General features: G+C 66.0%; 26 protein-coding genes and 1 pseudogene. 7 read left to right on the top strand and 20 right to left on the bottom strand.

The annotated features are described in order from the left end of the window. Positions 1-2 precede the first annotated feature (2 nt). From leuB to BX604_RS21280, 6 genes and pseudogenes are all read right to left on the bottom strand, one after another. A complete protein-coding gene (leuB, locus tag BX604_RS21255; protein WP_098552519.1) occupies positions 3-1070 on the bottom strand; it encodes a 3-isopropylmalate dehydrogenase in 1068 nt (355 codons plus the stop codon). A 76-nt stretch (positions 1071-1146) separates the two neighbouring features. Then, on the bottom strand, positions 1147-1797 hold the full coding sequence (leuD, locus tag BX604_RS21260) for a 3-isopropylmalate dehydratase small subunit (protein ID WP_098552520.1): 651 nt from the start codon (positions 1795-1797) through the stop codon (positions 1147-1149). 65 nt (positions 1798-1862) lie between these two features. Beyond that, positions 1863-2009, bottom strand: a complete 147-nt coding sequence (locus tag BX604_RS21265) for an entericidin A/B family lipoprotein (RefSeq protein ID WP_098552521.1) — start codon at positions 2007-2009, stop codon at positions 1863-1865. A 3-nt stretch (positions 2010-2012) separates the two neighbouring features. Continuing rightward, positions 2013-3422 carry a 3-isopropylmalate dehydratase large subunit gene (gene leuC / locus BX604_RS21270; RefSeq protein ID WP_098552522.1) on the bottom strand — a complete coding sequence of 470 codons (1410 nt, stop codon included), beginning with the start codon at positions 3420-3422 and terminating at the stop codon, positions 2013-2015. Positions 3423-3583: 161 nt separating this feature from the next. Further along, positions 3584-4342: a Tat pathway signal protein gene (locus tag BX604_RS21275; RefSeq protein ID WP_098552523.1), complete on the bottom strand. Its 759-nt coding sequence runs from the start codon at positions 4340-4342 to the stop codon at positions 3584-3586. 32 nt (positions 4343-4374) lie between these two features. Beyond that, a pseudogene (locus BX604_RS21280) lies at positions 4375-5179 on the bottom strand (hypothetical protein). 407 nt (positions 5180-5586) lie between these two features. Here BX604_RS21280 and BX604_RS21285 point away from each other — a divergent pair. Together BX604_RS21285 and BX604_RS21290 are read left to right on the top strand one after the other, a co-directional pair. After that, complete coding sequence (locus BX604_RS21285) at positions 5587-5919, top strand: cupin domain-containing protein (protein ID WP_098553006.1); 333 nt, start codon at positions 5587-5589, stop codon at positions 5917-5919. 138 nt (positions 5920-6057) lie between these two features. Then, positions 6058-6783, top strand: a complete 726-nt coding sequence (locus tag BX604_RS21290) for a glutathione S-transferase (RefSeq protein WP_098552524.1) — start codon at positions 6058-6060, stop codon at positions 6781-6783. Between the two features lie 7 nt (positions 6784-6790). Here BX604_RS21290 and BX604_RS21295 read toward each other — a convergent pair whose 3' ends face one another. Together BX604_RS21295 and BX604_RS21300 are read right to left on the bottom strand one after the other, a co-directional pair. After that, on the bottom strand, positions 6791-7189 hold the full coding sequence (locus BX604_RS21295) for a DUF4440 domain-containing protein (protein ID WP_098552525.1): 399 nt from the start codon (positions 7187-7189) through the stop codon (positions 6791-6793). A gap of 15 nt (positions 7190-7204) precedes the next feature. Beyond that, positions 7205-8590 (bottom strand): MFS transporter, encoded by a 1386-nt coding sequence (locus BX604_RS21300; RefSeq protein WP_098552526.1) that lies wholly within the window; start codon positions 8588-8590, stop codon positions 7205-7207. Positions 8591-8769: 179 nt separating this feature from the next. On the opposite strand from BX604_RS21300, the gene BX604_RS21305 reads away from it, so the two are divergent. Continuing rightward, on the top strand, positions 8770-9684 hold the full coding sequence (locus BX604_RS21305) for a LysR family transcriptional regulator (protein WP_098552527.1): 915 nt from the start codon (positions 8770-8772) through the stop codon (positions 9682-9684). Positions 9685-9758: 74 nt separating this feature from the next. Here BX604_RS21305 and BX604_RS21310 read toward each other — a convergent pair whose 3' ends face one another. From BX604_RS21310 to BX604_RS21330, 5 genes are all read right to left on the bottom strand, one after another. Then, complete coding sequence (locus tag BX604_RS21310) at positions 9759-11291, bottom strand: amino acid permease (RefSeq protein WP_098552528.1); 1533 nt, start codon at positions 11289-11291, stop codon at positions 9759-9761. 139 nt (positions 11292-11430) lie between these two features. Next, entirely contained in the window at positions 11431-11895 is a 465-nt protein-coding gene (locus tag BX604_RS21315) for an Lrp/AsnC family transcriptional regulator (protein WP_044843805.1), read from the bottom strand. 101 nt (positions 11896-11996) lie between these two features. Then, the gene (locus BX604_RS21320) at positions 11997-12755 is read right to left on the bottom strand and encodes a dimethylarginine dimethylaminohydrolase family protein (protein ID WP_098553007.1); all 759 of its coding nucleotides are present in this window, start codon (positions 12753-12755) and stop codon (positions 11997-11999) included. 219 nt (positions 12756-12974) lie between these two features. Further along, positions 12975-14225 (bottom strand): DUF1479 domain-containing protein, encoded by a 1251-nt coding sequence (locus BX604_RS21325; RefSeq protein WP_098552529.1) that lies wholly within the window; start codon positions 14223-14225, stop codon positions 12975-12977. 110 nt (positions 14226-14335) lie between these two features. Next, complete coding sequence (locus BX604_RS21330; RefSeq protein WP_098552530.1) at positions 14336-14725, bottom strand: VOC family protein; 390 nt, start codon at positions 14723-14725, stop codon at positions 14336-14338. 71 nt (positions 14726-14796) lie between these two features. Here BX604_RS21330 and BX604_RS21335 point away from each other — a divergent pair, with 71 nt between their 5' ends. Further along, a complete protein-coding gene (locus BX604_RS21335) occupies positions 14797-15780 on the top strand; it encodes a helix-turn-helix domain-containing protein (protein ID WP_098553008.1) in 984 nt (327 codons plus the stop codon). Between the two features lie 90 nt (positions 15781-15870). Here the strand turns inward: BX604_RS21335 and gltA are convergent, their stop codons facing one another. The 7 genes from gltA to BX604_RS21370 all read right to left on the bottom strand — a co-directional run bounded on the left by gltA (position 15871) and on the right by BX604_RS21370 (position 21790). Further along, a complete protein-coding gene (gltA, locus tag BX604_RS21340) occupies positions 15871-17172 on the bottom strand; it encodes a citrate synthase (RefSeq protein ID WP_098552531.1) in 1302 nt (433 codons plus the stop codon). A gap of 53 nt (positions 17173-17225) precedes the next feature. Next, entirely contained in the window at positions 17226-17498 is a 273-nt protein-coding gene (locus BX604_RS21345; RefSeq protein WP_031400668.1) for an FAD assembly factor SdhE, read from the bottom strand. A 6-nt stretch (positions 17499-17504) separates the two neighbouring features. Next, complete coding sequence (locus BX604_RS21350; RefSeq protein ID WP_006479352.1) at positions 17505-18206, bottom strand: succinate dehydrogenase iron-sulfur subunit; 702 nt, start codon at positions 18204-18206, stop codon at positions 17505-17507. A gap of 21 nt (positions 18207-18227) precedes the next feature. Then, positions 18228-20003 carry a succinate dehydrogenase flavoprotein subunit gene (gene sdhA / locus BX604_RS21355; RefSeq protein ID WP_098552532.1) on the bottom strand — a complete coding sequence of 592 codons (1776 nt, stop codon included), beginning with the start codon at positions 20001-20003 and terminating at the stop codon, positions 18228-18230. 3 nt (positions 20004-20006) lie between these two features. Further along, positions 20007-20375: a succinate dehydrogenase, hydrophobic membrane anchor protein gene (gene sdhD, locus BX604_RS21360; protein WP_096503991.1), complete on the bottom strand. Its 369-nt coding sequence runs from the start codon at positions 20373-20375 to the stop codon at positions 20007-20009. 4 nt (positions 20376-20379) lie between these two features. Next, complete coding sequence (gene sdhC / locus BX604_RS21365) at positions 20380-20796, bottom strand: succinate dehydrogenase, cytochrome b556 subunit (protein WP_098552533.1); 417 nt, start codon at positions 20794-20796, stop codon at positions 20380-20382. A 169-nt stretch (positions 20797-20965) separates the two neighbouring features. Further along, positions 20966-21790, bottom strand: coding sequence for a GntR family transcriptional regulator (locus BX604_RS21370; RefSeq protein WP_098552534.1), 825 nt, complete (start codon positions 21788-21790; stop codon positions 20966-20968). 289 nt (positions 21791-22079) lie between these two features. Here BX604_RS21370 and BX604_RS21375 point away from each other — a divergent pair, with 289 nt between their 5' ends. The 3 genes from BX604_RS21375 to BX604_RS21385 all read left to right on the top strand — a co-directional run bounded on the left by BX604_RS21375 (position 22080) and on the right by BX604_RS21385 (position 24991). After that, positions 22080-23066, top strand: coding sequence for a malate dehydrogenase (locus BX604_RS21375; protein WP_014899969.1), 987 nt, complete (start codon positions 22080-22082; stop codon positions 23064-23066). Between the two features lie 192 nt (positions 23067-23258). Continuing rightward, entirely contained in the window at positions 23259-24266 is a 1008-nt protein-coding gene (locus BX604_RS21380; RefSeq protein ID WP_098552535.1) for an HpcH/HpaI aldolase/citrate lyase family protein, read from the top strand. Between the two features lie 215 nt (positions 24267-24481). Next, positions 24482-24991, top strand: coding sequence for a hypothetical protein (locus BX604_RS21385; RefSeq protein WP_098552536.1), 510 nt, complete (start codon positions 24482-24484; stop codon positions 24989-24991). Positions 24992-25009 lie beyond the last annotated feature (18 nt).

Here is a 25009-nt window from a genome sequence, read left to right on the forward strand (position 1 = left end):
CGTTACAGCGCGGCGACGACAGCGTCACCCATGGCCGTCGTGCCGACCTGCTGGCAGCCCGGCGTCGCGATGTCGCCCGTGCGATAGCCCTGTTCGAGCACCGTTTTCACGGCGCGCTCGATGCGATCGGCCTGCTCCGCGCGATTCAGCGAGTAGCGCAGCATCATCGCGGCCGACAGGATCGTCGCGAGCGGGTTCGCGATGCCCTTGCCCGCGATGTCCGGCGCCGAACCGTGCGACGGCTCGTACAGGCCCTTGTTGTTCTTGTCGAGCGATGCCGACGGCAGCATGCCGATCGAACCCGTCAGCATCGACGCTTCGTCCGACAGGATGTCGCCGAACATGTTGCCGGTCACGATCACGTCGAACTGCTTCGGCGCCTTCGCGAGCTGCATCGCCGCGTTGTCGACGTACATGTGCGACAGCTCGACGTCCGCGTATTCCTTCGACACGTCGATCATGATGTCGCGCCAGAACTGCGACGTCTCGAGCACGTTCGCCTTGTCGACCGACAGCAGCTTCTTCGCGCGCTTCTGCGCGGCCTGGAACGCGACATGCGCGATGCGGCGCACTTCCGGTTCCGAGTAGCGCATCGTGTCGAAGCCCTCGCGCTCGCCCGCGAACGGACCGTCCGGCGCTGCGCGCACGCCGCGCGGCTGGCCGAAGTAGATGTCGCCGTTCAGTTCGCGCACGATCAGGATGTCGAGGCCCGCGACAAGCTCGGCTTTCAGCGGCGATGCATCGACGAGCTGCGGATAGCAGATCGCCGGGCGGAAGTTCGCGAACAGCTCGAGGTGCTTGCGCAGCCCGAGAATCGCCTGCTCGGGGCGCAGCGCGCGCTCAAGCGAGTCGTACTTCCAGTCGCCGACCGCGCCGAACAGGATCGCGTCGGCTTCCTTCGCGAGCTTCAGCGTCGCGTCGGGCAGCGGATGACCGCTCGCCTCGTAGCCCGCGCCGCCGACAGGCGCCTGCTCGAGCTCGAATTTTTCATCGAGTGCGTTCAGCACCTTGATCGCTTCGTTGACGATTTCCGGACCGATGCCGTCGCCGGGCAGCACTGCAATCTTCATGCGTTATTCCTGACTGGGTAGGTGATGGTGGCAGGTCGGCGAGCGCGCTTCTTGCGCGCCCGCCCGAAAGGCAATCTCAGCCGACCAGCTTGTTGTTGAGCCACGGCTGCTTCGCGAGCCGCTCCGCTTCGAACTGACGAATCTTGTCGGCGTGACGCAACGTCAGGCCGATATCGTCGAAGCCGTTCAGCAGGCAGTACTTGCGGAACGCGGTGATGTCGAACGGATAGTCGCGGCCGTCGCCCGTGCGCACGACCTGCGCATCGAGGTCGACCGTCAGCTGATAGCCGTTGAACGCGTACGTGTCGTTGAACAGGTGATCGACCTGCTGCTCGGTCAGCACGATCGGCAGCAGCCCGTTCTTGTAGCAGTTGTTGAAGAAGATGTCGGCGAAGCTCGGCGCGATGATCGCGCGGAAACCGTACTGCTGCAGCGCCCACGGTGCGTGCTCGCGCGAGCTGCCGCAGCCGAAGTTCTTGCGTGCCAGCAGCACCGATGCGCCCTGGTAGCGCGGCTGGTTCAGCACGAAGTCCGGGTTCAGCGGGCGCGTCGAGTTGTCCTGGCCCGGCTCGCCGTGGTCGAGGTAGCGCCATTCGTCGAACGCGTTCGGACCGAAGCCCGTGCGCTTGATCGACTTCAGGAACTGCTTCGGGATGATCGCGTCGGTGTCGACGTTCTCGCGATCGAGCGGCGCCACGACGCCGGTATGTACAGTGAATTTTTCCATGATCCGTCTATCCGGTTGAAGGGCCGGCAATCAGCCGGCGCACATCGACAAATTCTCGGCGGGCATCAGTCCGCGGCGCGCTGGAGCGCGTTGCCTGCGGCATTGACGTCCTCGCCGAAGCCCTGGACGGTATTGCAGCCGGCCAGACCGAAGCCCAGCCCCGCGAGCGCCAGCGCGGCAACCAGCCGCGCGATGACCTTCGATGCCGTCACGCGTTACCCCAGCTTGCGAATGTCGACGAAGTGGCCTTCGATCGCCGCTGCCGCCGCCATCGCGGGGCTCACGAGGTGCGTACGACCGCCCGCGCCCTGCCGGCCTTCGAAGTTGCGGTTCGACGTCGACGCGCAGCGCTCGCCCGGATCGAGCCGGTCGGCGTTCATCGCGAGGCACATCGAGCAGCCCGGTTCGCGCCATTCGAAGCCGGCGTCGGTGAACACCTTGTCGAGCCCTTCGCGCTCGGCCTGCGCCTTCACGAGGCCCGAGCCCGGCACGACCATCGCGAGGCGCACGTTCGACGCGACACGACGGTTCAGCTTCTTCACGACATACGCGGCCGCACGGATATCCTCGATGCGCGCGTTCGTGCACGAACCGATGAAGATCTTGTCGACCTTGATCGACTCGATCGGCGTGTTCGGCTCGAGCGCCATGTAGGCCAGCGCGCGTTCCATCGCGTCGCGCTTGACCGGATCCTTCTCGCGCTCGGGGTCCGGCACACGACCGTCGATCGACGTGACCATTTCCGGCGACGTGCCCCACGTGACCTGCGGGACGATCTCGGCGGCATTCAGCTCGACGACGCGGTCGAACTGCGCGCCTTCATCGGACTTGAACTCGCGCCAGTATTCGACGGCCTGGTTCCATTCCGCGCCGGTCGGCACGAACGGACGGCCCTTCAGGTAGTCGATCGTCGTATCGTCGACGGCGACCATGCCTGCGCGCGCGCCGGCTTCGATCGCCATGTTGCAGACGGTCATCCGGCCTTCCATCGTCAGCGCGCGGATCGTCGAGCCGCCGAATTCGATCGCGTAACCCGTGCCGCCTGCCGTGCCGATCTTGCCGATGATCGCGAGCACGATGTCCTTCGCGGTACAGCCGCGCGACAGCGTGCCTTCGACCTTCACGAGCATGTTCTTGCTCTTTTTCTGCAGCAGCGTTTGCGTCGCGAGCACGTGCTCGACTTCCGACGTGCCGATGCCGTGCGCGAGCGCGCCGAACGCGCCGTGCGTCGACGTGTGCGAATCGCCGCACACGATCGTCATGCCCGGCAGCGTCGCGCCCTGCTCCGGCCCGATGATGTGCACGATGCCCTGCCGCACGTCGTTCATCTTGAACTGCGTGATGCCGAACGCATCGCAGTTCGCATCCAGCGTGTCGACCTGCAGCTTCGAGACGGGATCGGCGATGCCGTGGCTGCGGTCGGTGGTCGGAACGTTGTGGTCCGACACGGCCAGGTTCGCGCTGATGCGCCACACCGGACGGTGCGCGACGTTCAGCCCTTCGAATGCCTGCGGGCTCGTGACTTCGTGCAGCAGCTGACGGTCGATATAGAGCAATGCCGTGCCGTCGTCCTCGGAGTGGACGACGTGGGTGTTCCACAGTTTGTCGTAGAGAGTCTGTGCCATGGGTATGCGGGGTCGTTGTGACTACAAGCCTTACTGGTGCGATTGATTATGCCACGCAGAATGCGCCACGGCGCAGGCCAGACAAGAAAAAACCCATTAAAAACAGTGGTTTGGCTGGTAGTGCCAATACCTGTATCGGCATTACCAGCCAAATTGGGGCATCAGCCGTTCGGGTATTCGCGGCTGATCAGGTCGAGCCGCAGCATGCCGAGCTGTACGCCCGCGTTGCTCAGCAGGTAGAGATCGCGACGACGCAATGCGGGCATCTGCGCGGAAGTGTCGTAGAACACCGGCAGCGTCAGCCCGGCCGGCACCGCCGCCTGCAGCCCCGCGGCCGTCGACGCGTGCACGGCCAGCGACGCCTGGTCCAGATGCGTGACGATCCCTACCTTGCCGGGCGCCGCGGCCGAGCCGGCCTGCCGGACGATCGCGGCAGCGACGCCGTCGGGCGTCGGGATCGGGCTGCCGGCGGCCACCGCCGGCGTCGCGATCGACGTCACGCCGGCCGTCAGCCCGTACTTCGATGCGAGCACGCCCGCGACTTCCTGCTGCGCGTAGATCGGCGCCGCGACCCTCTGCCGAAGCTGGAACACCGCATCGGCAATCGATTCGTTCACCGGGCCCGGGAGCGGCGCCGCGCCGGACGCGCCCGCGCGATTGCCGAAGCTGAATGCGGCGATCGTGTTGATGCCGGCAGCGTCGACGGTCGGCGGCGACCATGCGAAAAACGTGTCGAGCAGGTAGCCGGTCTCGTCGGCGGCAACCGTGGAGTCGTTCAGTTCGTTCGTCAGCTTGCCCAGCATCTGGCGCCGAAGTTCGGCATCGGACACGGGCGCATCGCTCGCGCGCGCGGGCACCGCGGCGGCACACGACACGGCAAGCAGCGAAGTGGAAGTCAGGAAATGGCGGCGGGTCGTCATGGTCATCGGAATCGAATGGAGAGCGGCAGGCATCAGCCCTTCGGAAACGCCTGCATCGTCGCGGCGATCGCGCGAGTCAGCATCTGCGCATACATGTCGTGCACGAGGTAGAGGCTGCGGTTGCGCGTCCACGGTTGGCCCGATTGCGGGTCGTACACGGTCGGGAGCGACACCTCGGCGACGGCAGCCGCCTTCATGCCCGCCTGCTGCGAGGTCTGGATGCAGCGCTTCGCATGGTCGCGATGGCCGACCACCGCCACGGTGCCCATCGCGGCCGCGCCGCCCGCGCGCATGACGGCCTCGGCCGCAACGCCGGCCGTGCTCAGGTACACGATCGTGCCGTCGCTCGCGATCACCGGCTCGACCGACGACAGCGCGTCGCTGCCCATCCCGTACTTCGACACGAGAAAGCGCGCGATTTCCCACTGCGCGTAGACCTTCACGGGCTTCAGCTGGCGGATCCGGTACACGGCGTCCGCCAGCGCTTCGTTGACAGGCCCCGGATCGGGCAGCGCGGACTGGTTGCCGCCCGTGCTCGACGTGTTGCCGCTCGCCGCGTTCGGGCGATTGCCGAAGCTGTACGCGACGATCGCGCCGATCTGCGCGGCCGGCACCGTCGGCAGATCCCATGTGAAGCCAACATCGGTCAGCGCCGGCACGATCGCGTCGACGGTCGCTGCATCGCCGAGCTGCGCGTTCAGCTTCGCGGACATCTGCGCGGCCAACGCCGCGTCGGTGATCGGCGCCGATGCGACATCGTCGCCACCGCATGCGCTCAACAGCCGGCGCGGCAGCCAGGAATTTTCTGCGTGCAGCAGTCGATGGATTCAATTTCATCAGAAATACGAAACGATGCGATGCGCGCCACCTGCATGTCGCGGCGTCGCAAATCGCGGGTTCACGGAAAATGACAATCGGGCGAGCCGCGCGATTCGGCGCGGGGCGGCGGAGTCGAAGCGCGAGCCGCAACGCGACGCGCCGCCGATTGACGATGCGCGATCGTAGTGGGCGTTTATTAAATCGTGGTGAACCTGGCGAACGCAGGCGGACGTTCGTCGCGCCGTTTCACCGACGGACACGTTCGTTTCATCGGTGGCGAGCACGGACGGTCGCCGTTTCATCAATGGTGCGCGACGCGATGCGCGGGCATCGTCGCGTGCAGCAGGCTGATCGCCGCGTTTCGCGCTACGATGGTGCGATCCGCCTGCCCACGTTCCCACGATCCGGACCCGGAGCCTACGACGATGAAGCTCGGCCTCAACGAATCGCTCGCTCGCCTCGACGATGAAGGCACGCTGTTCACCACGCTGTTTCGCCACGGCACGCTCGACGTCGAGTTGTACCGGCCGCGCGGCGAGGATCGGCAGACGCCGCATACGCGCGACGAGGTCTACGTGATCGCCGCAGGCACATCGCGGTTCGTGCTCGACGGGCGTGAATGCGGGGTCGCGGCCGGCGACGTGCTGTTCGTGCCTGCATTCGCCGCGCACCGTTTCGCCGGCTTCTCCGACGACTTTTCGACCTGGGTGTTCTTCTATGGCCCGGAAGGCGGCGAGCGCGACGAACGCGGCGCATGACGCACATGACGCGCGGCATGCACCGCACTTTCCGTACGATCTCCTAGACTGTCTATTCGCAACGGGCGGCGCACGGCCGCCCTCCCCGCCATCACGATGCGGACCTCGCCTGACGCATCGCCCGGACAGGAGCACAGCATGCGATACGAACTCTATTACTGGCCCGAAATCCAGGGCCGCGGCGAATACGTCCGGCTCGCGCTGGAAGCGGCCGAGGCCGACTATGTCGACGTCGCGCGCGAATCGGGGCGCGGCATGGGCGTGTCGGCGATGATGCACATGATGGACAGCACGAAGGCCGAACATGTGCCGTTCGCGCCGCCGTTCCTGAAAGCCGGCGACGTGGTCGTCGGGCACACCGCGAACATCCTGCTGTTTCTCGGCGCGCGGCTCGGGCTCGCGCCCGACGACGAAGCCGGACGGCTATGGGTGCATCAGCTTCAGCTGACCGTCGCGGATTTCGTCACCGAGATCCACGACACGCATCACCCGATCGGCAGTGGCCTGTACTACGAGGACCAGAAGGCCGAGGCCGCCGAGCGCGCGGCCGATTTCCTCGAGCACCGGCTGCCGAAGTTCCTGGGCTACTTCGATCGCGTGCTCGCGCAGAATCCGCACAAGGGCGGCTATCTCGCGGGCAACGCGCTCAGTTACGCCGATCTGTCGATATTCCAGTTGATCGAGGGGCTGCGTTACGCGTTCCCGAAAGCGATGAAGCGCGCGGAACGCAAGGTCGCGGGGCTCGTCGGTCTGCATGACCGCGTTGCAGCGCATCCGCCCATCGCGCGCTATCTCGAGTCGGCGCGCCGCATCCCGTTCAACGACATGGGAATCTTCCGGCACTATCCGGAGCTGGACAAGTAGCGGCCGCTCAGGCGGCAACCGGCGTCTCGTGCAGGTGGCGCCATACGATCAGCCCATCCGCCTCGCGCCGGAACACGGCCGTCGAGCGGCGCACCGTGCGCCGCCCTTCGCCGTCGGTCTGCGTTTCGCGATAGCCGATCACCGCGCCGTCGGACCACACCGCAAGGCCGCGCAATTCGTCGATGCCGATCACGAGCCCAGGGCGCGCACCGTGTCCGCGCGAAAACAGCGCATCGACGCCCGTGTAATCGAGCACCGCGCCCGACAGCGTAATCATCGAAAAACCCGGCGAAAACCGCATCAACAGCGATGCAAGTCGCTCGGGTTCCGCACGGCCCGACAGCCAGCGCTCGATGTCGACGTGCGCGTCGACGACTTCGTTGAAATACGGATTCGGCAGATTCATTGGTCTCTCAGGTTCTCAGGTTTGCGTTGAAACGGCAGGCGCGGCCGGCGTGCAGTGCGCGGGAAGCCGCGCGATCATGCCGAGCGGCAGCAGCGTCAGCAGCACCGCGAGCCCGAAACACGCACGGTACGGCAGCGCCGCCGGGCCGCCGGCGCTCGCGGCCAGCAACGCATTGAGCGCGCTGCCGAGCACCGCCACGCCGAGGCAGAAACTCAGCTGACGGTTGATGTTCCACAGCGCGCTCGCATCACCCATCCGGTCGGCCGGCACGTCGACGAACGCCGCGCTTTGCGATGCGCTCGTGCACAGGCTCGCGCCGAAGCCCATCGCGACGAACGCGGCGATCCGCACGGCCTCGACCGTCGCCCACGGCGTCGCGAGCAGCGCGATGCCGAGGCAGTCGATCGCGATGCCGCACGCGAACAACGGTTTCGCACCATAGCGCGGAAAACGACGGCGCGTGGTCGCGATCGCGAAGAACGACGCGATCGCCCACGGCAGCATCAGCGCGCCGGCATGCGCGGCACTCAGGCCGAGCGCGTCCTGCAGATAGAGCGATGCCACGAGGTTGACGCCCGTGAAGGTGCCCGGCACGCACAGATAGACGACGACACCGATCCGCAGCAACGGCTGCCCGAGCAGGCGCAGGTCGAGCAGCGGCGCTGCCGCACGACGCGCATGCCGCACATAGCCGGCGCCGGCCGCCCCCGCGAGGGCCAGCATCGTCAACGCAAACGCGCCACGGCCGTGCTGGCCGGCTGCCGTCAGCCCGAGCAGCAGCGCGACGAGCGCCGCCGCGCTCAGGCCGAGCCCTTGCCAGTCGAGCCGTGGCCGCTCCCCATGCGCGCCGTCGCGCGGCAACCACGCGAGCGCGAGCGCACCGGTCGCGGCCGCAATCGGCACCATCGCGAAGAAGATCGCACGCCACGACAGGCGATCGACGATCGCGCCGCCGATCGCGGGCGACAACGCCGGCACGAGCAGCGCGACCATCATCACGACCGACGTGAGTCGCGCGCGCAACTGCGACGGATATGCGCGATAGGCCATCGTCTGCCCCACCGGAATCAGCAGCCCGCCGCCGAGCCCCTGGACCAGCCGCCATGCGAGCAGCGTGCCGATCGACGGCGCCGCGCCGACGCCCGCGCTACCGAGCCCGAACAGCAGCAGCGACGCGACGAACACGCGGCGTTCGCCGCAGCGGTGCGCAATCCATGTGCCCAGCGGGATCACGACGGTCAGGCCGAGCACGTACATGTTCCCGACCCACGCGAGCTGCGCGACCGACGCATGCAGCTCGCGCTGCAGCGCCGGATACGCGGCGTTCAGCATGAACATGTTGGCGAGATCGATCGCGAAACCGAGCAGGTAGACGGCAGCGATCCTGGAACGGTCTGACATGGCGGCGGGAAGTCACGAAACGCCGCAGTGTAGTGGGCAGCCGTCGCACCGGTAAGCAGCCGGATTCGACCAGTCCCGTCGAAAAATATTGACAATCGGATCGCGCGGCCCGGCAGCGCGCATTGGGGTAATCTTCGGGCAACCCAATCCACCGCATTGACAGGATCAACGACCCGACCATGGTGAGCCTCGATCGTTTCGTCGTCTTCCGTGCCGTGGTCGAGGCCGGCTCGTTCACGGCCGCCGCGACCGCGCTGAACCTCGCGCGCGCAGCCGTCAGCTTCAACGTCAAGCAGCTCGAAACCGAGCTCGGCGTCACGCTGCTCACGCGCACGACCCGGCGCGTCGAGCTGACCGACGCCGGCGAGCGCTTCTATCAACGCTGCCTGCGCGTGCTCGACGAAGCCGAAAGCGCCATCGACGAAGTACGCGGCGAGCATGGCGGCATGCGCGGCATCCTGCGCGTGACGTCGACGGTCGAATACGCGGCACGCGTGCTCGCGCCCGTGCTGCATGCGTTCACCGCGCAGCATCCGGCGCTGCGCGTGCGGCTCGAAACCCATACGTCGCAGGCCGATCTCGTGCGCGACCGCTTCGACGTCGCGATCCGGCTCGGCCGCCACGAACACTTTCGCGACCTGCCGTATCGCGGTGTCTGCCTCGCCACCTACGACGTGCTGCCCGTGATGGCGCCCGACCTGCCGGCCAGGGCCGGTGTCCCGCCTCCGGCGTCGCCGGACGAGCTGGCCCGCCTGCCTCAGCTCGGCCATAGCCGGCTCGAACGCATCGCCGAATGGACGCTCACCGATCGCAACGGTCACGCGCACACGTTTCGCCCCGGCACGAAGCCGCGTGTCGTCGTCGACAATGCGTCGGTGCTGTGCGAACTGGCACGGCAAGGCAGCGGTGTCGCGCTGCTGCCCGAATGGCTCGTGCGCGACGACCTCGACCGCGGCACGCTGGTCGATGCCCTGCCCGCGTACCGCTTTCCGGAGCAGAACGTCTATGCGCTCTACGTCGCGACCCGGCACGTTCCGCAGAAAGTCCGCGCGTGGGTCGACTTCATGAAGGCGCAATTGAAACGCGCGCACTGAGCACTGTCGGCCCGCGCGCGCGTCGTCATGCGTACTGCATCGGAACCGGCTTCCGGCACACGCCGGCCCCGCGCTCAGCGCGACTGCCCGTGCTGCGTCGCCGCCGCGTCGACGGCCTCGACCGAGCGCGTCAGCCACGGCCCGATATCCATCTCCTCGTACCGTACCAGCCGGCTCTTGCGCGCGCGGCGATAGGCCCACCAGATCGCGACGAACAGCGGAATCCACACGTAGATCGACAGCACTTCCATCCAGTCGATGCGGGTCGAGAAGAACGCCTGGTAATCCTGCCCGAGCGAGATCACGATGCAGACCGCGATCGCGAACAGCGGCCCGAACGGGAACCACTTCGCGCGGTACGGCAACTGCTCGAGCCGGTAGCCCTGCTTCAGGAAACCCTTGCGAAACCGGTAATGGCAGACCGCGATGCCGAGCCACGCGATGAACCCGGTGATGCCGACCGTATTGAGCAGCCACAGGTAGATGCTCTGGTTGTTGGTCAGCGAGGTCAGAAAGCACAGCCCGCCCACCGCCATCGTCGCGTACAGCGCGTTGCGCGGCACGCCGCCCGGCGACAGCGTCGCGAACATCGCAGGCGCACGGCCTTCGGCCGCGAGGTTGTACAGCATCCGCGTGGCCGCATACGTGCCGGAGTTGCCGGCCGACAGCACGGCCGTCAGGATCACCAGGTTCATCGCGCCGGCGGCAAGCCGGAAGCCGGCATGGCTGAACACCAGCGTGAACGGGCTCACGCCGATATCGGTCACGTCGCTCTTCAGCAGGTTCGGGTCGGTGTACGGCACCAGCAGCCCGATCACGAATATCGCGAACACGTAGAACAGCATGATCCGCCAGAAGATCTGCTTCACCGCGCGCGGGATCGTCTTGCGCGGGTTTTCCGATTCGCCGGCGGTGATCCCGACGAGCTCGGTGCCGAGAAACGAGAATCCCGCAATCAGCGCGACGCTCATCATCGCGTGCACGCCGCCGACGAACGGCGCGTCGCCGATCCTGAAGTTGCGCAAGCCGACCGGCTGCCCGTTGCCGAGCAGGCCGGCCGCGATCAGCAGCCCGGCCGCGATGAACGCGATCACGGTAACGACCTTGATCAGCGAAAACCAGTATTCGGATTCGCCGAAGCCGCGCACCGACAGCGTATTCAACAGGAAGATCAGCACGAGGAACCCGGCGCCCCACCATACGCCGGGGATCTCCGGAAACCAGTAGCGCATCACGATCTGCCCGGCGACCAGCTCGATCGCGATCGTCACGGCCCAGCTGTACCAGTAGGTCCAGCCGAGCGCGACGCCGAAGCCTTCGTCGACGTACTTCTCGCCGTAGACCGCGAACGAGCCCGACACCGGCATCAGCGCGGCCATCTCGCCGAGTCCGGTGACGACGAAGTAGACCATCAGCCCGATCGCGATATACGCGGCGATCGCACCGCCCGGCCCCGCCTGCGCAACCGATGCGCCCGACGCGACGAACAACCCCGTGCCGATCGAGCCGCCGATCGCGATCATCGCGATGTGGCGGCTCTGCAGCCGGCGCTTGAGCACCGTCCCGGACGGTGCGGCCGTCTGAGCTGCCGCTTGCAAAGCATCCATAGTGTTCACCCTGATTGGATTCGGCGCGAACGATTTTGTTTCGGAATACAAATCGTTCGCGCCGGTTATTCGCATCGAAACCGGCGCTGCCCGACGGGCCGCGCAGCCGATGCCGCCGGCCCGTCCACCCATTGCCGCGTCAGACGACGCTGCGCTTGATCGCCTGCAGCTCGGCCGTCGTCACGATCTTCTCGATCCGGAAGCGCGGGCTTTCCAGCCACGCGTTCGCGATCCGCCGGTATTCGTCGAGATCCTCGCACGCGAGTCGCACGAGAAAATCGAACGTGCCGCTGACGAGCCAGCAATCGAGCACGGCCGGATTCGCACGCATCTCGTCCTCGAACGGCGCCTGCGAACGCCCGTGATCGGCCAGCACGATCTGCGCGATCACGACGATCGGCTTGGTCGCGCGCGGCGCCTTGATCACCGCGCGGTAGCCTTCGATCACGCCGAGCGCCTCGAGCCGTTCCACGCGCGCCTGGCACGGACGCGGCGTGAGGTTCACGAGCTCCGACAGCTTGCGGTACGAGATCCGTCCGTCGGTGCGCAGGATGTCGAGGATCCGTAGATCGATCTTGTCGAGCTGCATCTTCTTGTCGGTCATCCGCGTTCGCTCCGGTCGGGTCGTGGCTGGTGCGCGGAGCGTCTCCTCCAATTCCGCGCGGGGGCCACATTATCCGGCCGAAGCGGCCGCGCGCCAATCGTCTAGAACCGCAGCGACAGGCAGGTCAGGCCGCCGTCCATCTTGCGGAACTCGCTCGTGTCGATCACGTGCAGCGGCAGCCCGAGCGAGCCGATCGCGTCGTGCACGCGCGGATAGCCGGCCGGCGTGATCAGCGTGCCGTTCACGCGCAGCGTGTTGCCCGCATATTCGTCGGCGGCCGAGATCGCGATCCGGCGATAGTCGGCGAACGCCGGATGCGCGGCCAGCGCCTCGGTCACGAGCAGCGTGTCGTCGCCGAGCGCGTTGACGACCGACTTCAGGTGCAGGCCGGCGCCGACCGGCACCGCGACGACCGAATAGCCGTAGCGCGACACCAGCGATTCGAACGCGGCGATGCCTTCGGCGTCGGTGCGGCCCGTCAGGCCGATGAAGAAGCGCTTGCCGACCAGCATCACGTCGCCGCCGTCGAGACGGCCTGCCTGCATCGGCAGCAGGTCGCGATGCGCGCCGAGCGCCGCTTCGATGTGGACCGTCTCGCCGCGCCGTGCGGGCGCGCCGGGGCGCGTGATCACCGCGAATTCGGGCGTCACGACGGCGACGTCCTCGACGAAGTGCGAATCGGGGAACGCGTCCAGCGGCGGCAGCTCGGTCAGCTCGACGCCGAGCCCGCGCAGCGCGTCGCAGTACGCGTGGAACTGCGTGAGCGTCTTGTCGTAGTCCGGGGCACCGAGCACGGCGGTGGTGAGACCCGCGCCACAGGACGGCGCGGGACGGCGAACGATCGCTTGCGTGAATTGCATCGACTTCTCCATGGTCATCGCTTCCCCCGTGCGGCGCACGAGGCAGCTGCGTTGTGTCCGGACCATTATCGGAAGCCAAATTGCGCAATTCGTGTCGATTTCGCGGGCACCCACAGCCGATCGCGTCGAATTGCACGCTCGATGCAGCGGATTCGGCAGACGGCCGCCAACGGCGGCGCAAACGGCCGTCGGCGGTGCCTGCGCGGTACGACCCGACCGTTACGCGAACGGATCGAACCCCATCTGCGCGCGGCCGAGTGCGGTGAGATCGCCCGCCCCTGCGCGCCCGTCGAAGTCGACCTCGAAATGGTCTGCCGGGAAATCGGGCGGGCTGTCGCCGCGCAGGAACGCGAGCCGCTGGTGCTGCAGGTACGCCTCGTTCTTCGCGCAACCGGGCGCGGCCGCGATGTACATCACATTGCTGTCGCCGCTGCCGCGATGCGCATCCTCGACCGCGTGCACGACGTCCCCGTGCCAGAACACCGCATCGCCCGGCTCCATGTGCGGGATCGGCACCAGCGCGTCGAGCAGCAACGCATGCCATTCCGGCAGGATCGACAACGCGCGGCCCGGACGCGCGCCGCACAGGTCGTCGTCGGCGACGTCGTCCTGCAGCGCGCGCAGCACGACATACGCCATCGCGTTCGCAACCGGAATCAGCTGCAGCGTGCCGTCGCCGGGCCCTTGCGGCGTCAGCGCGGTCCAGCCCTGGAACGTGCGGAACATCGAGCACACGGCCGGCGACGGAATCTCCTCGACATCCGGGCGGAACGCCGCGTCGAACGGGTCGTAATCGCGCCACCGGCCAGCCAGCACGTGGCGGTAGACCTGCCGGAAATTCGCGCCGAGCCAGCGCTCGACGGAGCCGCCGTCGACGTGCGGTGACAGCCCGAGCGACGTCGAACCGGGCGGCCGGCGACGGATCCGGTCCGCGTAGGCCGGCACCTGGCCGGGATCGAAATGCGTGCGCGCGCCGTCCGCATGGCGCCACAGGCGGTTCAGGAACACGCGCGCCTGCGTGAGTGCCGGCGACTGACGCGCGGCCACCTGCGGCTTCGTCCAGTAGACGCCGAAGATCTGCGGCTTGCTCGACGCGAGGTCGCCGAAATAACGGTCCTCGGCGCGCGCATGCAGCCGGTCGGCGAACCGGTTCGTGTCCAGGTAGGCACCGATCTCGTCGTTCCAGTCGCGCGCCTGCCGCGCGTCGAACACGCCGCGGATCACCGCCGCGCCGTGCGTGCGGATCGCGGCAAGCGCGCCCGGATCGACGGTGCCGTTCGCGATATCCGCGTATTGGAGCGCCGGAATCACGTCATGGCCGTGCGCGTGCGCGCGGCGAATCGCGTCGACCTGTCGCGCGATGTCGCCCTCCAGTTCGCGGAACGTGGCCGCGTAACCGGGCAAACCGGCGCGCAGCGCCCGTTTCGCCGCGCCAATCGCGACGGGCAGATCGTCAATCGTCAGGTGCATCGTAGTCTCCTCGCTGAATCGTGTCGTGACGAATACTCAGCGTACGGCCGCCGCACGATCGCCGACGACACTATCCGGCCAACAATAGATACAATCCTGACAACCTCGCTTCACTCGGCCCGGTGGCACACCACGCACAGCTTGTTGCCGTCCGGGTCGCGGAAATACGCGCCGTAGTAATCGGAGTGATAGTGCGGCCGCAGGCCCGGCGGCCCTTCGCAGGTGCCGCCCTGCTGCAGCGCGAGCGCATGGCAGCGATCGACCTGCGCGCGCGTCTGCGCGTCGAAGGCGACCGTATGGCCGTTGCCCGGTTCCGGCGCGCGGCCGTCGAGCGGATGGCCGAAGAAGAACAGCGGACGGTCGGTGTCGGCCGGCATCCAGCCCGACCAGCCGTCCGGCTCGCTGAACTTCAGACGCAGCCCGAGTTCCGCGAGCAGCGGCGCATAGAAGTCGTACGCGCGCGCGGTGTCGCCGACACCCACGCAAACATGTGAAAACATGGCATCGCTCCGTCGTGACGAATGCTCACGATCATGCCACGGCGCGTTGCCTGCCCTCGCCGGAGGCCGCGATGAAACCGCAGTACGAGCACGTGACGTTCGCCCCCGGCTGTTCGATCCGCGTGTACCACCGCCAGCTCGCGCGCATTCCGTTCGAATGGCATCGCCATCCCGAATACGAACTGACGCTGACACTCAACAGCCGCGGCCGGCGCTTCGTCGGCGATCACGTCGCCAGCTACGCGGACGACGATCTGGTGCTCGTGCCGCCCAACCTGCCGCATACGTGGTCGTCGAACGCGCGCATCGACCGCGAGGCGCCGGAAGTCGCACTGGTCGTCTGGTTCGATGGCGACTGGGCGCGCCGCGTGGCCGACTGCTGCCCCGAGTACGCGCCGCTACGCTCGCTGCTGCGGCGCGCGGCGCCGGGGCTGAGCTTTGCCGCCGACACGGCCCGCGCAATGCACGCCCGGCTGCCGCGGTTGCTCGATCCGTCGCCGCGCATCCGCCTCGCGGCCGCACTCGACACGCTCACCGATCTCGCGGAAGCCGGGGGCGAGCCGCTCGCCACCGCGCAGGCGTATGGCCGACCCGATGCGACCGCTACAGCCGCGGCCGCCGACGTCGCCGCGCCGGAGGCCGAACGCCTGGACCGCGTGCTCGACGCGATCGACCTGCGCTTTCACGAACCACTGCGCATCGACGCACTCGCCGCAGCGGCACACATGTCCGAACGCACGCTGCAGCGGCTCTTCGTACGGCACCTCGGCGAAAGCGTCGGCCGCTACGTCCAGCGGCTGCGGCTCGCGCACGCGTGCCGTCACCTGGTCGGCACCGACTGGCCGATCGCGACGGTAGCCGCGCGCTGCGGCATTCCGAACGCGGCGAACTTCAACCGCCAGTTCCTTGCCGCGCGCGGGATGACGCCGGGCGCATACCGGCAGTTCTTCGTGCAGCACGGCCACGCGCCCGATGCCAGTGCGCCGCCGCTCGATACGCGGCCGCCGTCGCTGGAGCGCCGCACCGGATCGGGCCCACGTCGGCCGCACAAATGAAAACACCCCGGCGGGATGACCCACCGGGGTGTCGAGGCGTTGCGCCTGCCGAGCGCGAGCGGCCTGACGGCCATTCGCGCCACGCACGACTTAACGTGCGCTGATCGGCTTCGCTTCGCGCGGCGCGTCGCCGATGAACAGCTGACGCGGACGGCCGATCTTTTGCTCGGGATCAGCAATCATTTCGTTCCACTGTGCGATCCAGCCGACCGTACGTGCCATCGCGAAGATACACGTGAACATCGACGTCGGGATGCCCAGCGCGCGCTGAACGATGCCCGAGTAGAAGTCGACGTTCGGGTACAGCTTACGCGACACGAAGTACTCGTCTTCCAGCGCGATCTTCTCGAGCTGCATCGCGAGCTTGAACAGCGGGTCGTCGTGCAGGCCCAATTCGTTCAGCACTTCGTAGCACGTTTCGCGCATCAGCTTCGCACGCGGGTCGTAGTTCTTGTACACGCGGTGACCGAAGCCCATCAGCTTCACGCCCGAATTCTTGTCCTTCACCTGCTTGATGAATTCGGGAATGTTGTCCGGCGAACCGATCTGCTCGAGCATGTTCAGTGCGGCTTCGTTCGCACCACCGTGCGCCGGGCCCCACAGACAGGCGATACCGGCCGCGATACATGCGAACGGGTTCGCGCCCGACGAGCCGGCCAGACGGACGGTCGACGTCGATGCGTTCTGCTCGTGATCGGCGTGCAGAATCAGGATACGGTCGAGTGCGCGGACGAGCACGTCGTTGACCTTGTACTCTTCGCACGGGTTCGAGAACATCATGTGCATGAAGTTCGCGCTGTACGACAGCTCGTTCTTCGGATACACGAACGGCTGGCCGATGCTGAACTTGTACGCCATCGCGACAAGCGTCGGCAGCTTGGCGATCATGCGGATCGCCGACACTTCGCGGTGACGCGGGTCGTTGATGTCGAGCGAGTCGTGATAGAACGCCGACAGCGCGCCGACGGCCGCCACCAGCACTGCCATCGGGTGCGCATCGCGACGGAAGCCGCGGAAGAAGAAGTGCATCTGCTCGTGCACCATCGTGTGCTTCGTGACGGTGTCGACGAATTCCTTCTTCTGCGCTGCGTTCGGCAGTTCACCCTTCAGCAGCAGGTAGCAGGACTCGAGGAAGTCCGCGTTCTGCGCGAGGTTGTCAATCGGGTAGCCGCGGTACAGCAGTTCGCCTTTGTCGCCGTCGATGTACGTGATCGCCGAATTACAAGCCGCCGTCGACATGAAGCCCGGGTCATACGTGAACTTGCCGGTCTGGCCGTACAGCTTGCGGATGTCGATTACGTCCGGGCCCATCGTGCCCTTGTAGATCGGCATTTCGACGCTCGGAGAGTTGTCGCTGAACGATAGCGTGGCTTTAACATCAGACGGAGTCATGGCACATCCTCAATCGAAATAAAGAAACGGGATTCGATAACGGGCGTAACGCGTTACACGTTGCGCAGCATCTCCAACAGCCGGTGAATATCCGGGCTGTCTAGGTCGCCTTCTGGTTCCTTGCGCGCGAGGAGCAAGTCCATCAGGTCGTTGTCGCTCAGATCGAGCAGGCGCGACAACGCGCCTACGTCTGCATCGGTGAGGTCATGCTCGTATCTGCCGAAGAAACGCTCGAAGATGATGTCGTTTTCCAGCAGACCCCGCCGCGCGCGCCAGCGAAGGCGCGCGCGACGGTGCGGGTCGGATTGATGCGAATCGTCGCTCATACAACCTTAAACCGCGCGGCGAACCATCAGTTCCTTGATCTTGCCGATCGCCTTCGTCGGGTTCAGGCCCTTCGGGCAAACGTCGACGCAGTTCATGATCGTGTGGCAACGGAACAGACGGTACGGATCTTCCAGGTTGTCGAGACGCTCGCCGGTGGCGGTGTCGCGACTATCCGCGATGAAGCGGTAAGCCTGCAGCAGACCGGCCGGGCCGACGAACTTGTCCGGGTTCCACCAGAAGCTCGGGCACGACGTCGAGCAGCTCGCGCACAGAATGCACTCGTACACGCCGTCGAGCTCGTCGCGCTCTTCCGGCGACTGGAGGCGTTCCTTCTCCGGCGGCGGCGCGTCGTTGATCAGGTACGGCTTGATCGAGTGATACTGGTTGAAGAAGTGCGTCATGTCGACGATCAGGTCGCGCACGACGGGCAGGCCCGGCAGCGGGCGCAGCACGATCTTCTGCGGCAGGTCGTTCAGGTTCGTCAGGCACGCGAGGCCGTTCTTGCCGTTGATGTTCATCGCGTCCGAACCGCACACGCCTTCACGGCACGAGCGGCGGAACGACAACGTCTCGTCCAGTGCCTTCAGCTTGACCAGTGCGTCGAGCAGCATGCGTTCATGCTGGATCTCGAGCTCGTACGTCTGCATGCGCGGTGCCGCGTCCTTGTCCGGATCGTAGCGGTAGACTTCAAAAATGCGTTTTGCCATTTCGGATTCCTTTGACTCGGCTTAGAACGTGCGCGGCTTCGGCGGCACGGATTCGACCGTCAGCGGCTTCATTTGAACCGGCTTGTAGTCGAGGCGATCGCCTTCGCTGTACCACAGCGTGTGGCGCAGCCAGTTGTCGTCGTCGCGGTGTTCGTAATCGCTGTGTGCGTGCGCGCCGCGGCTTTCCTTGCGCGCTTCCGCCGACACCATCGTCGCGCGGGCGACTTCGATCAGGTTCTCCAGCTCGAGCGCTTCGACGCGCGCGGTGTTGAACACCTTCGACTTGTCCTTCAGGTGGATGTTTTCCACGCGTGCCTTCAGGCCGGCCATCTCGTCGACGCCTTCCTTCAGCAGCGCCGACGTGCGGAACACGCCTGCATGCTTCTGCATCGTCGAACGGATGTCGTTCGCGACGTCCTGCGTGTACTCGCCCGAGCTCGACTTCTCGAGCTTCGCCAGGCGTGCCAGCGAGAATTCGCCTGCATCGGCCGGCAGCGGCTTGTGTTCCTTCTGGTTCTTCACGTGCTCGACGATGTGGTTGCCGGCCGCACGGCCGAACACCACGAGGTCCAGCAGCGAGTTCGTGCCGAGGCGGTTCGCGCCGTGCACGGACACGCACGAGCATTCGCCCACTGCGTAGAAGCCGTTGACCGGTTCCTTGTGATCGCGCGACGTGCCGACGACCTGACCGTGGATGTTGGTCGGGATGCCGCCCATCTGGTAGTGGATCGTCGGGACGACCGGGATCGGTTCCTTGATCGCATCGACGTTCGCGAACTTCAGCGCGATTTCGCGGATCGACGGCAGACGCTTCATGATCGTCTCTGCGCCGATGTGCGACAGGTCGAGCAGCACGTGATCCTTGTTCGGACCGACGCCGCGACCTTCCTTGATTTCCTGGTCCATCGAACGCGACACGAAGTCACGCGGCGCCAGATCCTTCAGCGTCGGTGCGTAGCGTTCCATGAAGCGCTCGCCGTTCGCGTTGCGCAGAATGCCGCCTTCGCCGCGCACGCCTTCGGTGATCAGCACGCCCGCGCCGGCCACGCCGGTCGGGTGGAACTGCCAGAACTCCATGTCCTGCAGCGCGATGCCCGAGCGGGCCGCCATGCCGAGGCCGTCGCCGGTGTTGATGAACGCGTTGGTCGATGCCGCGAAGATCCGGCCTGCGCCGCCCGTCGCGAACAGCGTCGTCTTGCCTTCCATGATGTAGACGTCACCCGTCTCCATCTCGAGGGCCGTCACGCCGAGCACGTCGCCGTCGGCGTCGCGGATCAGGTCGAGCGCCATCCATTCGACGAAGAACTGCGTCTTCGCTTCGACGTTCTGCTGGTACAGCGTGTGCAGCAGCGCGTGACCGGTACGGTCGGCAGCCGCGCAAGCGCGCTGGACGGGCTTCTCGCCGTAGTTCGCGGTGTGGCCGCCGAACGGACGCTGGTAGATCGTGCCGTCCGCGTTACGGTCGAACGGCATGCCGAAGTGTTCCAGTTCGTACACGACGTTCGGTGCTTCGCGGCACATGAACTCGATCGCGTCCTGGTCGCCGAGCCAGTCGGAACCCTTGATCGTGTCGTAGAAGTGGAAGTGCCAGTTGTCTTCGCTCATGTTGCCGAGCGATGCGCCGATGCCGCCCTGCGCCGCCACCGTGTGCGAACGCGTCGGGAACACCTTCGACAGCACGCCGACCGACAGGCCCGCGCGCGACAGTTGCAGCGCTGCGCGCAAGCCCGAGCCGCCCGCGCCGACGATCACCACGTCGAACTTGCGGCGCGGCAGGGAAGTTTTGATTGCAGCCATTCTTTACACTCTCCAGAGAATCTGCGCGGCGTAGCCCGCACATGCGAGCAGCCAGACGATGGTCAGCGATTGCAGCAGCAGGCGCACACCGACGGGCTTCACGTAGTCCATCCAGATGTCGCGCACGCCGACCCATGCGTGGTAGAAGAGGGAAAGCAGCGTCACGAAGGTCGCGAGCTTCATCCATTGCGCGGAGAAGATCGACGCCCAGCCTTCGTACGAGAAGTCGTGCGCGCCGAAGAACAGGGCGAGCAGAATGATCGTGTAGACCGCCATGATCGTGGCGGTGACGCGTTGCGCGAGCCAGTCGCGCAGGCCATAGTGAGCGCCGACGACGAGGCGCTTCGAGCCGATTCGGTTATTGGCTGCCATTTTCTTAGAACGCTCCGAACAGTTTGAGTGCCATGGCGATCGTCAGGGCGATCGAGACGACAAAGACGACGACTGCCGTCCGCTTGCCGCCTTCCTTCGTGACGGCGTCGTGGTTGACGTCCATCAGCAGGTGGCGAATGCCGGCGCAGAAATGGTGGAGGAACGCCCACGACAGCGCGAGGACGATCAGCTTGACGACGATGTTGGAGAGGAAGGCCTTGAAGACTTCGAAGCTGAGCTCGGAGGTGAGACTCTGGTCGAAGAGAAACAGGAGGAACGGCAGGAACAGGAACAGCAGCGCACCGCTGACTCGATGGAGGATCGACAATATCGCTGCCAGCGGCATGCGGTATTTCATCGTGATATCGCCGAATCCGATGTTCCGGTATTCCGGTCTCGGCTTTCTTACTGCGTCAGTCATGCTAGACCCCTACTATGTTGTCACACTAATCCGCAATTTTAGCGCCTTTTTATATCGCGCTGCAGCGAAAGTCTGCTCTGGATCGTTACGCGAACGAGAATAAAGGCGGCCCGAAACGTGCTACGCGCAAATGGAAACGCGCGTGCACGCTGCTTGTGCCGATACGTCGTCAGCTCAAGTCATTCTGATAGTAATACCCGGTTGTGACATACCAGCCGCGTCGCACTTCCACTGGCCGGTCGCCATATGTATAGGACACGCGCTCGACCGAAAGCAATGGGAAACCTGCCGGCACGTGCAGCAGGTCGGCCACGGCCGGCTCCGCCGCCACGGCGCGGATCTTTTCCGTCGCACGGATCATCCGCGTGCCGAACTCCGTCTCGAACATCGCGTAGAGCGGCCCCTTGTACTCGCTGAGCCGCTCGAACGTGAGCCCGCGGAACATCGCGCCCGGCAGCCAGATCTCGTCGAGCACCGTCACTTCGCTGTCAAATTCCAGCAGGCGCCGCACCTGCACGACCGGATCGGCAGGCTTCAGGTCGAGCTGCCGCGCGATCTCGGCCGGCGCGCGCAGGCGCCGGCATTCGAGCAGGCGGCTCACGTGCGGGTGCTCGGCACCATCGTCGGCCAGCAAACGAAGGAAGCGGAACTGCGCGCGATCTTCATTGTGCGTTGCAACAAAAGTACCCTTGCCCTGCCGGCGAACCACGAGGTTTTCGGCGGCCAGTTCGTCGATCGCCTTGCGAACGGTGCCCTGGCTGACCTTGTAGCGGGCCGCGAGCTCCACTTCGCTCGGGATGATCTCGCCCGGCTTCCATTCACCGGTTTCGAGACTTTGCGTGATCAATGACTTGATCTGCTGGTATAACGGACTGAAAGTCGGCGACGGCGAAGCGGCAGGCGTCGGCGCGGAATCGCCCGCACCCGGCTGCCCTTGGCTGCCTGCGCCGGTCGGATTCGCGTTATTCGCCTGGTTCGATGTCATGGCGCGCATTTCATCACAAACCGCACTTTTCCGTCCACTCAAATTCCGCAAAACATCTGTCTTATATAAGACATATGATACCGTTTGACTTTGGACCCGACGGCTCCTACACTCCGGGGCGAGCAAGGGTTCGCGGGTGCAAATACGCGTCCCCGGCTACGTGCCACGGCCGTCTCCAGGTTCACCGCGTCTGCCTTTCGCGAGTCCTCCGCCCTGCTTCAATGCAACGCTACGCATAACGCGCATAGAATGGCGTTTTGTCTAGCGTCCACCGCTTCACCCGTCCTGGAGATTTTCAATGGCTAAGCCCGCAAAGCGCGTTGCCGTCACCGGCGCCGCAGGTCAAATCGCTTACTCCCTGCTGTTCCGCATCGCGAACGGCGACCTGCTCGGCAAGGACCAGCCGGTCATCCTGCAACTGCTCGACCTCCCGCAAGCCCAAGCCGCCGTCAAAGGCGTCGTGATGGAACTCGACGATTGCGCGTTCCCGCTGCTCGCGGGCGTCGTGATCACCGATGATCCGAAGGTTGCATTCAAGGATGCAGACGTCGCTCTGCTGGTCGGCGCACGTCCGCGCTCGAAGGGCATGGAGCGCAAGGACCTGCTGTCGGCCAACGCCGAGATCTTCACGGTCCAGGGCGCCGCACTGAACGAAGTCGCAAGCCGCGACGTCAAGGTGCTGGTCGTCGGCAACCCGGCGAACACCAACGCATACATCGCGATGAAGTCGGCGCCGGATCTGCCGAAGAAGAACTTCACGGCCATGCTGCGCCTCGACCACAACCGCGCGCTGTCGCAACTGGCAGCCAAGTCGGGCAAGCCGGTCGCGTCGATCGAAAAGCTCGCCGTGTGGGGCAACCACTCGCCCACGATGTACCCGGACTTCCGCTTCGCGACCGTCGAAGGCGAATCGCTGCTGAAGCTGATCAATGACGACGTGTGGAACCGCGACACGTTCATCCCGACGGTCGGCAAGCGCGGCGCGGCGATCATCGAAGCGCGCGGCCTGTCGTCGGCAGCGTCGGCAGCCAACGCGGCGATCGACCACGTCCGTGACTGGGTGCTCGGCACGAACGGCAAGTGGGTCACGATGGGTATCCCGTCGGACGGCTCGTACGGCATCCCCGAAGACATCATCTACGGTGTGCCGGTCGTTTGCGAAAACGGCGAGTACAAGCGTATCGAAGGCCTGGAAATCGACGCGTTCTCGCGCGAAAAGATGGACGGCACGCTGGCCGAGCTGCTCGAAGAGCGCGACGGCGTCGCTCACCTGCTGAAGAACTAAGCAGGATGCATTTGCCGGGCCGCCTGCGGGCGGCCCGGTCACGGCACGGGCGGCGGGGCCTGCATATGCAGCCTGCGCCGCCGCCCGATCCGATCCGCGCACGTTTTGCCGCCACCCGCGCCCCGCGCGCCGGCCCAGAACGCGCCCGAATCCGATTTTCTCCACGTTGCCCGCTTCCTGGACGTAGAAGAGATGTCCGCGCTCACTCCTGCACAAGTGCTGTACGACGGGGCGTCCCCGCCCGCGATCCTGCCCTGCTGCGATCACTACGCGGGCAGCGAGAAGCTGATGCGCAAGTCGCTCGCGCTCCAGGCCGAGCTCGGCCCCGTATTCGACATTACGCTCGACTGCGAGGACGGCGCGGCCGTCGGCCAGGAGGCCGCGCACGCGCAGCTCGTCGCCGAATCCCTCGGCAGCGCCGACAACCGCTTCGGGCGGGTCGGCGTACGCATCCACGATTTTTCCCATTCCCACTGGCGCGACGACGTGCGCATCGTGCTGCGCGCCGCCCGTGCGCCGGCCTACATCACGCTGCCGAAGATCGCGAGTGCCGCCGACGCGGCCGAAATGGTCGCGTTCATCGAAGGCACGCGCCGCGAGCTTGGCCTCGCGCAGCCGATTCCGGTCGACGTGCTGGTCGAGACGCACGGCGCGCTCGCACAGGCGGCCGCCCTCGCCGCGCTGCCGCTGGTCGGCACGCTGAGCTTCGGGCTGATGGACTTCGTGTCCGCGCATCATGGCGCGATCCCCGATGCGGCAATGCGCTCGCCCGGCCAGTTCGACCACCCGCTCGTGCGCCGCGCGAAGCTGGAAATCGCCGCAGCCTGCCACGCGCACGGCAAGACGCCATCGCACAACGTAACGACCGAAGTGCGCGACATGAGCGTCGTCGCCGGCGATGCGCGCCGCGCGCGCGACGAGTTCGCGTTCACGCGGATGTGGAGCATCCACCCCGCGCAGGTTCGCCCGATCGTCGACGCGTTCGCACCGCGCACCGACGAAGTCGAGCTGGCCGCCGAAATCCTGCTGGCCGCGCAGGCGGCCGACTGGGGCCCGACGCGCCACGGCAATACCTTGCACGACCGCGCGAGCTACCGTTATTACTGGTCGGTGCTGCGCCGCGCGCGGGCGACCGGCCAGCCCGTGCCGGCCGGGGCCGCCCCGCTGTTCGGCCCGAGCGCCGCCGGAGCGGCCCGGTGAGCATGCCGGCCCACGAATTTCATCGAATCACCGGGGCGTGAACCCGATACAGGTTTGCGAAACGACAAAAAACGTAACGGAGCCCGAAAACCTGAAATATGCGCGGCCAAATAGGTGAAAATAGCGGCCGCTGCGCGCTTCCGGGGCGCGTGCAGTTTCAAACCGGCCGGCGGATGCCGGCCCTTGTCAACTGATTATCGAAAGGTTCTGACTCCATGAAGAAACTCCTGATCGCTACCGCCATCGGCGCATTGTCCGCCACGATGCTGGTGTCGGCTCCGAGCGCGTTCGCGCAGGGTACGACCACGACTGCGAAGAAGACGGCCAAGCGCCCGGCGCCGGCCAAGCGCATCATCCCGCGCAGCAAGAAGGCCCAGGCACGTGCCGCGGCCAAGGTCGATCCGGTACCGGACGGCGCGGTCAAGTGGTCGTGCAAGGACGGCCTGTCGTTCGATCTCGCCGGTGACATGAAGCGCGACCAGGTTGTCACGGTTCACTGGGCGAAGAAGAACTACAAGCTGCCGCGTCAAGCCACGACGACGGGCGCCGATACGTTCTACGATCCGGCCAACGGCTTCAAGCTGATCGTGATCCCGACCAAGGCGATGCTGTTCACCGACGCGAACGGTGGCGAGCGTCTCGCCGACGAATGCGTGACGCCGGAAATGGCGCAAGGCGCCGCAGCGCCGACGCAGTCGAACGAGCTGAAGCCGGCCACGAACTAAGCGCGTCACCCAGACCTC

The sequence above is a fragment of the Burkholderia sp. JKS000303 genome, assembly GCF_002563755.1.
GTDB lineage: Bacteria > Pseudomonadota > Gammaproteobacteria > Burkholderiales > Burkholderiaceae > Burkholderia > Burkholderia anthina_B.